This is a genomic window from Advenella mandrilli (assembly GCF_016595155.1).
Classification (GTDB): domain Bacteria; phylum Pseudomonadota; class Gammaproteobacteria; order Burkholderiales; family Burkholderiaceae_B; genus Advenella; species Advenella mandrilli.
The window spans coordinates 72,910-84,506 of record NZ_JAENGP010000008.1; the positions used below are offsets into that span (position 1 = coordinate 72,910).

The window sequence follows — 11,597 nt, forward strand, 5'->3', positions numbered from 1 at the left end:
TCCCGCTATGCGGGATTGACAAGAGCAAAAGGGCGAGGAAAAAATCGCGACCGCTTTGTTTCTTTCATTGCGGGCAGCTCGATGGCAGGTATTGCGCTGGGGGTTGCCGCTCTTATTATTGTCATGTCCGTGATGAACGGCTTCCAGGTGGATGTACGCGATCGCATGCTGTCGGTGCTGCCACATATTCAATTATTCAACCCGCAGGTTGATGCGCTTAGCGCCCTGGAAGACTGGCAAAGCCTGGCTACCGAGGCTGAAAAAAATCCTGATGTTGTGGGCGCTTCCGCTTTTGTGGCCTCTTCAGGCATGCTGGCGCGTGGCAATGTGCTGAAAGGGGTGGAAATTCGCGGTCTTGATCCGGCCAATGAAGGCAAGGTGTCTGAGTTGCCCGATCAAATCATCCGGGGTTCCCTGGATTCGCTGCAACCCGGTACTTTCAATATGGTGATTGGCCAGACGCTGGCCAATCATATGGGGGTGAATGTGGGTGATACCCTGTTAGTGATGTCTCCGCAGGGGTCCATCAACCCGGCCGGTTTTACACCTCGCATGCGGCAATTCACCATTTCCGGCATTTTTTCTTCCGGCCATTATGAATATGATTCCAGCCTGGCCTTTATTGCCGCCCGCGATGGTGCGGTGCTGTTTCGTAATATGGGGCTGGCAGGTGTCAGGCTAAAAGTCAAGGATATGCTAGAGGCCCCGGAAGTGGCCAATCAATTAATGTTCAGCTTGCCTCAAGGTATTGTGGCCCGTGACTGGACGCAAGATAACCGGACCTGGTTTGCCGCGGTTAAGACAGAAAAGAAAATGATGTTCCTGATTCTGGCGCTAATTATTGCCGTGGCCGCCTTTAACCTGCTGTCTTCGCTGGTCATGGCGGTTAAAGACAAACAATCGGATATTGCCATCCTCAGGACACTGGGTGCGAGTCCGGCAGAAGTGGCCCGAATATTCCTGGTACAGGGCTCTTTAATTGGTATTGTCGGTACTTTTATGGGCGTGTTCCTGGGGTGCCTGGTTGCCTACAATATTGATGTCATCATTCCGTTTATAGAAAACCTTTTCGGGATTCATTTCCTTGACCCCAGTATTTATTTTGTCAGCCAGTTGCCGTCCCATCCGGAAGTTAGCGATATTACCGCAGTGGGCTTGACGTCCCTGGTGCTTTCCGTACTGGCTACCCTGTATCCCAGCTGGCGGGCCTCCCGTTTGCAACCTGCCGAGGTATTGCGCCATGACTAATGAAAAAAAATATGCCTTGCAGGCAAAGTCTATTGTTAAATATTATGAAGACGGCAATACTCGGCTGGATATCCTGAAGGGCATAGACCTGGATGTAGAGCAAGGTGAAATGGTCGCTATTATTGGGGCTTCCGGTTCTGGTAAAAGCACCTTGTTGCATACCCTGGGCCTGCTTGATGAACCCACTTCCGGAGAAGTGCTGGTGAACGGAGCCCGTACAGCCGGATTGTCCGAAAAGCAACGCAGCCATATTCGTAATGAAAGCCTGGGGTTTGTGTACCAGTTTCACCATTTGTTGCCCGAATTCAGTGCGCTGGATAACGTAGCCATGCCCTTGATTGTCAGGCGGATGGATCGCGCCAAGGCACGTAAAATGGCAGAGCAGGTGTTGGCCAAAGTAGGCCTGGCACAAAGGGTTACGCATAAACCCAGCCAGCTTTCTGGTGGTGAACGCCAGCGTGTAGCCCTGGCCCGTGCCTTGGTGGCCAACCCGGTATGTGTGCTGGCCGATGAACCCACCGGCAACCTTGACCGGGAAACAGCACAGAACATGTTTTCTTTATTAAAATCAGTGAATAAGGAATTCAATACGGCATTTGTGATTGTGACCCATGACCCTAAACTGGCCGAACTGGCCGATCGTCAGCTGGTGATGGAAAAAGGCCTGCTGGATAGTAAAACCGATGTTCCCGTTTAATCATTCATTTGCCCGACATTTGTCTAACGTTTAATGCAGGGTGTGCATACAGGGATTCATTGTTTACCCTGGGTATAAACAGGAGTAGTCATGCTCATTGATACACATTGCCACCTGGATGCGGCTGAGTTTGATCATGACCGCGACGAAGTGATTGCTGATGCCCATGCGCAAGGGGTCAACATCATGGTGATTCCGGCCGTGGAACAAAGCAATTTTGCCACTGTAAAGAAGCTGGCTCATCGCATCGAGGGTGGCTTTTATGCATTGGGCATTCATCCCATGTATGTGCATAAAGCGCAAGATAAAGACCTGGGCTTGCTGGAGCAGGAAATCGCCCGTTCCATCAATGACCCGCGCTTTGTCGGGGTGGGTGAAATCGGACTGGATTTTTTTGTGACCGACATTGCCAGCGGCAAGCCCCGTGAACGGCAGGAGTATTTTTATTCGGCCCAGTTAAGCCTGGCGAAACAATTCAATTTGCCGGTGATTTTGCATGTGCGCAAATCACAGGACACACTGCTTAAGTATTTGCGCCGGTTTTCTTTGTCTGGCGGTATCGCCCATGCCTTTAATGGCAGTTTCCAACAGGCCCAGGCATTTATTGATTTGGGCTTTGCCTTGGGGCTAGGGGGCGCCATGACCTATACCCGTTCTTTGCAAATACGTCGCCTGGCCAGTGAACTGGATCTTTCTAATCTGGTGCTTGAAACCGATTCTCCAGATATCCCGCCCGCTTGGTTGCACGAACCCAACCGGCGTAACACCCCCGGCCAAATTTTCCGTATTGCTCAAGAACTGGCTGTATTAAGGCAGGAAAGCCTTGAAACCATCAGCCAAAGTACGGCCAACAATGCCAAACGGGTTTTGCCACGGATGATATTGTCCTGAAAAGGATTTTTAGCTTGCCCACTTGATTAGAATCTGCTTTTCAGCAGCAGAAAGAAGATCATGCGGGTTTACTGGATTTGTCTGGCTGGCGCTTGCCTGGGTATTGCCTGTATTCAGTTATTGCCAGACCTGCCCTCATTAACAATTATTGGTTTATGGGCAGGTTTGATGCTGGCCGGGTGGCTGTGTTTATGGTCCGTCAAATTGCCGGCGCTTAAAACCATTATTATTGGGCTGTTATGCGTTTTGCTGGGCATGGCTTACGCTACCTATAGGGCGCAGCTGCGGCTGGATGACAGCCTTTCAACCATTCACGAAAATAAAACAAGCCGGGTAATTTTGCAGGTTGCCGAAATTGCCCTATACGGGCCAGACTATGTGCAGTTCAAGGCCGAGGTGCAGGACAGTTTTTCTTTACAGGGCATTCCAAAACACATACAGGTACGGTGGCAGCTTGGGAAATGGCCGGGTCTTTATGGCAAACCCATAGACATCAAAAATAAACTGCCGCTGATCAGACCAGGCCAGCTGTGGGAGATGTCTTTAAAGCTTAAACGCGTGCATGGCGCCATGAACCCCAATGGTTTTGATTTTGAAACCCATGCCTTTGCCAATAACATTAGAGCCATAGGGGCGGTAAAGGGGCAGCCCAGGCTGTTGGCTGATGAACCGTTCAGCAGTTTCCGTATGGCGGTTGAACGGGGGCGGGACCAGGTCCGTACTGCCATGTTGCCTTACTTGAAAGATAAACGTTATGGCCCCGTCATGATGGCCCTTGTCATGGGAGACCAGAACGGGATTGCCCAGGATGACTGGAAACTGTTCAACCTTTCGGGCATTACGCATCTGGTTTCCATTAGCGGGTCTCACATTACGATGCTGGCCGTATTAGGCAATTTCCTGGTTTTATGGTTGGGTAAAAAATTCAGGTTTAAAGGAAAGTTGCTGTCAGACCATCGTTCTGTTCATGTACTGGCCGCTTTTGCCGGCTTGCTGATTGCCTGGGCTTATTGCCTGCTGGCGGGCTGGGGCGTGCCGGCGCAAAGAACATTGCTTATGCTGGCCATTGGTTATGGCCTGATCCTGTTCCGCCTGCGAATGCCTATTTTTTTTATCCTCTTGCTGGCCTGTTTGGGGGTTTTGTTGCTGGACCCTTGGGCCATGCTGTCCAGCGGTTTTTGGTTGTCTTTCTCTGCCGTGGCCGTGTTAGTCTGGCTGGGACGGCATCATGCGCAGCAGGGGCAGGGTAATGCGCAAAACAAGGGCAGAAAAACATTATCGGTCTTTGCATTGGCGGCAAAATTTCAATTAATGATTACACTGGCACTGGCACCATTTTTAATCTTGCTTTTCAGCCAGTTTTCACTGGTATCACCCTTAGTGAACGCCTATGCTATCCCCTTGGTCGGCTGGGTCATTACACCGCTTTCCTTGCTGTTTGCCTTGCTGGCCCTGTTAAATTTACATATGCCATCCATACAGGGTCTGGGTAATCTTGCGCATGGCATATTGCAATGGGTGCTTGATCTAACCCAGTGGTTTGCCCAACTGCCATGGGCCAGTGTCTATATTGCCACCCCCGGTTTATGGGGGTTGTTGCTGGCCCTGGCGGGCGTTTTTATTGTGTGCCAGGCCAAAGGGCTGCCTTATAAAAACCTGGCCTGGTGTTTCATGGTGCCGGTTTTCCTGGGGAAAACCGATCGACCCTTGCCCGGTTACTGGAACTTGATTGCTTTGGACGTGGGGCAGGGCACTGCGGTGGTGGTGTTAACGCAAAAGCATGCCGTGCTGTTTGATGCCGGACCCAGAACAAGCCATGCCAATGAGGCAGGAAGCCGGGTCATATTGCCTTATTTGCGATCGGTGGGGGTAAAGCGGCTTGATGCCCTGGTGGTATCCCATTCTGACGTGGATCATGCCGGTGGTTTTGCCGAAGTGATTGCCGGCATCCATACCGGTATGGCGTATGGGTCATTCGGGCTTGACCGGTTTCTGGCTGAAGAAGAAAAACGGCTGGATCGTGAATATGCCTTGCTTAACAGGGACTTGGCTTATCTGCCTTGTGGGCAGGGGCAGGCGTTTAGCTTTGATGGGGTTAGTTTTACCTTCCTGAATAGTGGGCAACTGCCTTTACCAGACAAAAGCGGCAATGAACAAAGTTGTGTATTGCATGTACAGGGCAGTCAGCACAGCGCATTGCTAAGTGGTGATATTCATGTTGAGCAGGAAATTGACCTGGTTCAACAGGGGCTGGAAAAGGTCAATGTGGCAGTGGCACCGCATCACGGTGCCAATACCTCCTCTTCACTGGCGCTGGTTCAGGCCCTGAAAGCCGATCATGCGATTGTCCAGAACGGCTACCTGAACCGTTACGGCCATCCACACAGGCAGGTACAGCAACGTTGGGAAAACGCTGGCAGTGTTTTCTGGCGTACCGACAGGCATGGCGCCATTACCGTGCGTTCTTCAATACAGGGATTAATCCTGCTGGCCGCACGCCCTGCAACAAAACGCTATTGGCATGCCCGCTAAGCTCGGCATATACTAGTGATAAGCATTATCTTGTAAACTTCGGAGGAAAATCATGCAATCACCACGTTTGAATTATGTCAATTGCGTTAGTACGGCAGGCGTGCATCGCATGGCTTACTGGGAATGGGGTGATCCTGACAACGACCGGATATTGCTGTGTGTTCATGGTTTAACCCGAACCGGACGAGACTTTGATGACATTGCCCTTGCCATGTCGGGTGAATATCGGGTGGTTTGTCCCGATATTGTTGGCAGGGGAGCGTCTGACTTTTTGCTGAATCCGTCCCTGTATGCAGTGCCGCAGTATATGTCCGACATTTTTACCTTGCTGGCACGCATTAACGGCAAAACCCTGGACTGGATCGGGACCTCTATGGGCGGCTTAATTGGTATGGTGTTTGCCGGACTGGTGCATAATGCAGACCTTTATATTGGCAATCAGGAACCCCGTCATGAAGATATGCCGGGAAAAACCGGCTTGGCCCTGAACAAGCTGGTACTTAATGACGTAGGCCCCAAAATAGAGCTGGAATCCATTCGTCGCATTGGTACCTATGTAGGCCAGGCTTTAGTGTTTGAAAGCCTTGAAAACGCGGTAGAACATATGAAGATAAACGCGGCTTCTTTTGGTCCACTTAATGATCAGCAATGGCTTGCGTTTACAAAAAGTGTGATTAAATTCCAGGACAATGCCTGGAAAAGTCATTACGATGTAGGGATAGCCAAAACATTTAAAGAGCAGGAAAATGAAGGCGCACTTGCTGCGGCCGAAGCTTATTTATGGCGATCTTATAAAACTATTGATTGCCCCATTTTAATTTTGCGGGGCGAAAACTCCGATTTATTAAGTCGTGAAGCAGTTACCCAAATGCTGGAACAAAATAAAAACAGCCAAATGGTGGAAATTCCCCAGGTAGGCCATGCGCCTACGCTGATGCCCGATACGCAAATCCAGACGGTCCGTGAGTTTTTGCTTTCATAAAACATTTTTGCAGGTAGGAAAATATAATGGATGGTTTGGTCAGATTAAACGTAGACCTGCATTGTCACTCAACCGTTTCAGATGGTGTGTTAAGCCCCACCGAAGTGGCCACGCGAGCAGCAGGCAATGGCGTAAATGTCTGGAGCCTGACTGATCACGATGAGGTGGGTGGTCAGCAAGAGGCCGCACAGGCAGCCAAAGAGCTTGGCATGACTTATATTCCGGGTATTGAAATTTCAGTAACCTGGGCAGCGCATACCTTGCATATTGTGGGCCTTGGCATAGACCCGGAAAACGAAGTCATGAATGCCGGCTTGAACCGGATTCGTGACGATCGAGAAGTGCGCGCACGGGAAATGGCAGACAAGCTGGCGCAATTTGGCATTATGGATGCCTACGAAGGGGCCTTGAAATATGCGGATAACCCCAACTTGCTTAGCCGGACGCACTTTGCCCGTTATATTGTAGAAACCGGTCATTGCAAAAGTATGCAAGAGGTTTTTGACAAGTACCTGGGCGATGGCAAGCCGGGTTATGTAGCGGGTGATTGGGCAGGGCTTGAAGAAGCCATTAACTGGATTAAGCATTCGGGCGGGATTGCCGTCATTGCCCATCCGGGCAGGTATAAATATTCCCGCAATGAATTCAGCACCCTGTTTAAAACGTTTAAACTAATGGGGGGCAGAGGCATAGAAGTGGTGACGGGCTCCCATACGGTTGACCAATACCACCAGTACGCCCATATTGCCCGGCAATACGGTTTTTTAGCGTCGTGTGGCTCTGATTTTCACAGCCCCTCTGAAAGCAAGATGGACCTTGGTAAGCTTCCCCCTTTGCCAAGTGGCCTTACCCCCATCTGGGAGGAATTAATTTAAATCATGAATAAGGCTTTTGTTAAAGAATCCGATCAGGACGATGAAGATGATGGCATTGAAGGCACGGAAGTAGCCTTGCCATCGGGCACCAAAAATTATATTACCAAGTATGGTTATGCCGCCTTGCGCGAAGAACTGGTGCATCTGGTTAATACCGAGAGGCCCGATGTGGTGCAAATCGTTTCGTGGGCGGCCGCCAATGGCGATCGTTCTGAAAACGGAGACTACCTGTACGGTAAAAAAAGATTGCGCGAGATAGACCGGCGCATTCGTTTCCTGACTAAAAGACTTGAAATTGCCGAAGTGGTTGACCCTTCCACCCAGCCTAATAAAGATCAGGTGTTTTTAGGCGCGACAGCGGTGTATATCGACAAGGCAGGTGAAGAACATACGGTAACGATTGTTGGCGTTGATGAGGCAGAGCCCTTGCAGGGGAAGATCAGCTGGATTTCTCCGGTGGCAAGAGCTCTTATCAAGGGTAGGGAAGGCGATACGGTTAGTTTGCGGACGCCTTCGGGTATGGACGAGCTGGAAATTCTTGAAATTAATTACCCTGACGAGTAAGGCTGAAGCTTGCCGAACTGTCCTGGGCCAGATGTTTTGCCAGATAGGGCAGGCTTTTTTCCAATGCTGCATGCAGGGTATAAGGCGGGTTAATAATAAACATGCCGCTTCCGTGTAGCCCGTGACCATCGGCAGCCGGTTTTCTAACCGCCAAAGAAGCGTTTAGCCATTGGGTATCGGGCAATTTTTCAAGTTGCCTGACCATGTCATGTGCTTCTTTGCGGTTAATGAGCGGGTACCAAACCGCATAACAGCCCGTGGAAAAGCGTTTCAGGCCGTCTTTAATAGCCATTAAAGTGTGCCGGTAATCCATTTTGTCTTCATAAGAAGGGTCAATCAAAACAATACCTCTTCGGGGTACCGGGGGCAACTGTGATTTCAGGCCCGAAAAACCGTCTTTTTCAAAAATGCTTACCTGGCGTGAAATTTCGCTGCCCTGTTGATCAATGTTGTCCCTGATAACGTCAATTTCGGTTGGATGCAACTCAAACAAATGCAGACGGTCTTTGGGACGCATCAGTTCCAGGGAGATCCAGGGAGATCCCGGGTAATACGATAGATCCCCGCCATCGTTCAGGTTGCGGATATGATCAATATATACCTGCAGGTCTTGGGGCAGGTTGGTATTGTCCCAGATTCGGGTAATGCCTTCCCGGAACTCAGCTGTTTTTTCTGCCCAGGCATCTTCCAGATCGTAAATGCCGGCACCGGCATGGGTGTCGATAATCCAGTAAGGGGTTTCCTTTTTGTTGAAGTATTGCAAAATATGCAACAAAATGGAATGCTTTAAAACATCAGCATGATTGCCTGCATGAAAGGCGTGGCGGTAACTGAACAAAATATATCCTTGAGGTTATTGCAGGCTATTAAGCCATCTCGGGTGTTACCCGAAGCAGTTCGTCGGTAAACAGGGCATCGCAACCCCATTGTAATAATTGTCTGGCGCGTTGATAGTCATTGACAGTCCAGGCACAAACCTTGTAACCGGCTTGATGAATACGCGCTATTTTTTCCTGGTCAAGCAGGCTTTGTTTTATATTGATGGCGACACAATCCAGCCTTTCCAGCACCTCGATAAAATTATCAGCCAGGTCTTCGGTTAACAAGGCGCGAGGCAATTCGGGGGCGGTTTTTTGTGCCGCAGCCAGTGCTTCAATAGAAAAAGAAGAGATTAAGGGGAGCAGATGGGAATGATGCCACCATTGGCGTGCCGCATTGGCGACCAGGATCCCGGTTTCTTCTTCACGGTTTGGGCAGGGCTTGATTTCTATATTGCAGAAAAGATTGTTTTCCTGGGTAAAACGGGCCACCGATAGAAACGTGGCAATGGGTTCGCCGGTATAGAAGGCGGAATGCCAGGCGCCAAAATCCAGCTCAGACAATTCCCTGAAGGTTTTGCTGGCGGCAAGTCCAATCCCGTTTGACGTGCGGTCGACCGTATCATCGTGCATCAGGACAAGTACATTGTCTTGGCTGAGCTTGACATCGAACTCAAGCATGGAAAAACCGTACTCGTGGCCACAACGCATGGCGGCCAGGGTGTTTTCAGGGGCCATGAAGCCGCCACCACGATGGGCGATCAGGCGCGGATAGCGCCATTCAAAAGTATTTTTGGCTGACATAGGGTTTAAAGGTGGATTTGAAGAGTTATATTATTGTATTGTAGGAAGATATAAGCCGCTTTGAAAGCGACTTTTTATAAAACAAGGCTGAATTGTCTATTTTAAAAGTGAAAAAGACTAAAATGGGAAATCCCTTTTTCCAACAGCGATATTTATAATGTATATTCTGATTTTCGCAGTCTAAGTTGAGAGCTTAATGTTTGAATTTATCCGTAAACACCAACGTATTGTATTGGCATTGTTGATTCTTTTGGTGGTCCCGTCATTTGTTTTTTTTGGCGTGGCCGATTACCAAAGTTTCGTATCCAACGATGTTAAATTGGTAGCCGTTAAAGATGCCAATATTACCCAAGAGCAGTTTAACCAATCCTGGCGCACCCGTTTGGATCAAATGAGAATGGAAGCCGGTGCGAATTTTGATGTTTCCAAAGTAGATACGCCGGCTAACCGGCAAGCCTGGCTGAATCAGCTTATTGATTCTCAGGTGGTGCAACAGGAAATGATTGATGGTCACTTCAACGCTACCGACAATATGGTTCGTTTTGCCATTGGCTCCAATCCCCAGTTTCATGAAAGCGGGGTTTATTCCCCCCAGAAATACAACGAATTTCTTAGCGCTAATGGCATTCGGGATATAGACTACGAGGCTTATGTGCGTCAGAACCTGGCTTATGCCCATGTGCTGGAGCCCGTTGTACAATCCGTTTCGCTGCCAGAAAAAACACTCGACTTATTGCAATCGGCCATGGTTCAGGAGCGTACGGTTCGACTGAAAGAATTTGAGCTTTCTTCATACCAGCAAGAGGCCACGGTTTCTGAAGACGATATCAAACAGTGGTACGATAAAAACAGCAAATTGCTTGAAGTTCCCCGTTACGTGGATGTTCAATATATTATCCTTAACCAGGATACGGCATTAAAATCGGTACCCGAGGTTTCAGAAGCGGATATTGAAGCCTATTACCAAACCAACATTGGCAAATACACCAAGCAAGAGCGCCGTGAGGTTAACCATATCCAGATCATGGTGCCTGCCAGTGCCGATGCAGCTGCCCAGGAAGAAATCCTGAAAAAAGCCCAGGATATAGCGGCACAGGCCAAGGCAAATCCAGCCCAGTTTTCGGCGCTGGCAAAACAGTATTCCGATGATGTAGGTACTAAAAACCTGGATGGTAGCCTGGGCCTGTTGTCCAGGGGCGACATCCCCGTTCTTGATGAGGCCATTTTCTCACTGACTCAACCTGGTGTTACCGATCCTGTTAAAGTGGGCAATTCTTATCACATTATCCAGGTTGCCAAGATAGACGAAGGGGCCGTTCAGCCGCTGTCTGCCATTAAAAATGATGTTTTGGAAGAAATTCGCCTGCAACTGGCATCAGAAAAATTTGCTGATCTGGCCACAGGCCTGACACAGCAGGTTAATGATGATCGTTCATCTTTGCAAGGCGTGGCCGATAATCTTCAGCTTGAGCTTAAAACCGTTAATGGTGTGGCCCGTGACCGTTTACTAAGTGGTCAGCAGGTGGGTGAAAAAGCGGCTTCTGCCAGCCCTGCTGCCAAATATTTCGAGACGCCACGGGTTCGCGAGGTTTTGTTCTCAGATGAAGTCCTGAATCAGAAGCTCAACTCGGGTGTGATTGAAATTTCACCTTCGGAATTGTTGGTGGTTCGTGTAGAACAAGATGTGCCTGCCGCCATTCCTGCGCTTGATACGGTCAAAGCCGAGGTTGAAACCAGTATCAGGAATGAAAAAGCCCTGGAACTGGCCAAACTGGCCGGAGAGGAAGAGCTGAAAATGTTGCAGGAAAGCGGCGAGCTCACTTCTACCGGATTTGGCCAGGAAGCGGTGATTAGCCGTTTGATGACCCAGCAATTGCCTGAAGCAATGCTCAATACAATCATGGCTGCACCCGCAGATAAACTACCTTCTTTTGTAGGTACCGAAACGCCTAATGGTTATGTTATTGCGCAGGTTGAAAAGGTTTCCGAAGGTAATCCAGAAATGAAAACGCTTTTCACGCAGTTTCTGCAACCAGGCTTAGAGTCGGGTGTTGCGCTTGAAGTCGCCCAGGGTGTTACCCAGATCTTGCGTGCAGATCATAAGGTTGAGATATTCCCCGAAGCAGAAAAAGTGATTCTGGGTGATTAAACAAGGCAAGCGCTTTAACGCGTAAACCTTATTGCAT

The 11,597-nt window shown here is 49.3% G+C and carries 10 protein-coding genes; 8 read left to right on the plus strand and 2 right to left on the minus strand.

Annotated elements, in window-relative coordinates:
* The first annotated feature begins 15 nt into the window (after positions 1–15).
* From JHL22_RS07965 to greB, 7 genes are all read left to right on the plus strand, one after another.
* Positions 16–1,248, plus strand: a complete 1,233-nt coding sequence (locus JHL22_RS07965; protein ID WP_234041201.1) for a lipoprotein-releasing ABC transporter permease subunit — start codon at positions 16–18, stop codon at positions 1,246–1,248.
* Entirely contained in the window at positions 1,241–1,945 is a 705-nt protein-coding gene (lolD, locus tag JHL22_RS07970; protein WP_200235754.1) for a lipoprotein-releasing ABC transporter ATP-binding protein LolD, read from the plus strand. Before JHL22_RS07965 ends, lolD begins: the two co-directional genes overlap by 8 nt.
* 90 nt (positions 1,946–2,035) lie before the next feature.
* Positions 2,036–2,836, plus strand: coding sequence for a TatD family hydrolase (locus tag JHL22_RS07975; protein ID WP_200235756.1), 801 nt, complete (start codon positions 2,036–2,038; stop codon positions 2,834–2,836).
* Between the two features lie 60 nt (positions 2,837–2,896).
* On the plus strand, positions 2,897–5,368 hold the full coding sequence (locus JHL22_RS07980) for a DNA internalization-related competence protein ComEC/Rec2 (RefSeq protein WP_200235758.1): 2,472 nt from the start codon (positions 2,897–2,899) through the stop codon (positions 5,366–5,368).
* A gap of 52 nt (positions 5,369–5,420) precedes the next feature.
* Entirely contained in the window at positions 5,421–6,350 is a 930-nt protein-coding gene (locus tag JHL22_RS07985; protein ID WP_200235760.1) for an alpha/beta fold hydrolase, read from the plus strand.
* A gap of 26 nt (positions 6,351–6,376) precedes the next feature.
* The gene (locus JHL22_RS07990) at positions 6,377–7,225 is read left to right on the plus strand and encodes a 3',5'-nucleoside bisphosphate phosphatase (RefSeq protein WP_200235762.1); all 849 of its coding nucleotides are present in this window, start codon (positions 6,377–6,379) and stop codon (positions 7,223–7,225) included.
* A 3-nt stretch (positions 7,226–7,228) separates the two neighbouring features.
* Entirely contained in the window at positions 7,229–7,789 is a 561-nt protein-coding gene (gene greB, locus JHL22_RS07995; protein ID WP_200235764.1) for a transcription elongation factor GreB, read from the plus strand.
* On the opposite strand, the gene JHL22_RS08000 is transcribed toward greB, so the two are convergent.
* Positions 7,770–8,627, minus strand: a complete 858-nt coding sequence (locus JHL22_RS08000; RefSeq protein ID WP_200235766.1) for a 23S rRNA (adenine(2030)-N(6))-methyltransferase RlmJ — start codon at positions 8,625–8,627, stop codon at positions 7,770–7,772. The genes greB and JHL22_RS08000 overlap by 20 nt on opposite strands.
* Before the next feature lie 28 nt (positions 8,628–8,655).
* Positions 8,656–9,411, minus strand: coding sequence for a glycerophosphodiester phosphodiesterase (gene ugpQ / locus JHL22_RS08005; RefSeq protein WP_200235768.1), 756 nt, complete (start codon positions 9,409–9,411; stop codon positions 8,656–8,658).
* Between the two features lie 196 nt (positions 9,412–9,607).
* Between ugpQ and JHL22_RS08010 the strand changes: the two genes are divergently transcribed.
* Entirely contained in the window at positions 9,608–11,560 is a 1,953-nt protein-coding gene (locus JHL22_RS08010; RefSeq protein ID WP_200235770.1) for a SurA N-terminal domain-containing protein, read from the plus strand.
* Positions 11,561–11,597 lie beyond the last annotated feature (37 nt).

Coding starts and splice junctions, on each gene's coding strand:
- lolD (WP_200235754.1), top strand. CDS start 1,241: ATGACTAATGAAAAAAAATATGCCTTGCAGGCAAAGTCTATTGTTAAA.
- JHL22_RS07975 (WP_200235756.1), top strand. CDS start 2,036: ATGCTCATTGATACACATTGCCACCTGGATGCGGCTGAGTTTGATCAT.
- JHL22_RS07980 (WP_200235758.1), top strand. CDS start 2,897: ATGCGGGTTTACTGGATTTGTCTGGCTGGCGCTTGCCTGGGTATTGCC.
- JHL22_RS07985 (WP_200235760.1), top strand. CDS start 5,421: ATGCAATCACCACGTTTGAATTATGTCAATTGCGTTAGTACGGCAGGC.
- JHL22_RS07990 (WP_200235762.1), top strand. CDS start 6,377: ATGGATGGTTTGGTCAGATTAAACGTAGACCTGCATTGTCACTCAACC.
- greB (WP_200235764.1), top strand. CDS start 7,229: ATGAATAAGGCTTTTGTTAAAGAATCCGATCAGGACGATGAAGATGAT.
- ugpQ (WP_200235768.1), bottom strand. CDS start 9,411: ATGTCAGCCAAAAATACTTTTGAATGGCGCTATCCGCGCCTGATCGCC.
- JHL22_RS08010 (WP_200235770.1), top strand. CDS start 9,608: ATGTTTGAATTTATCCGTAAACACCAACGTATTGTATTGGCATTGTTG.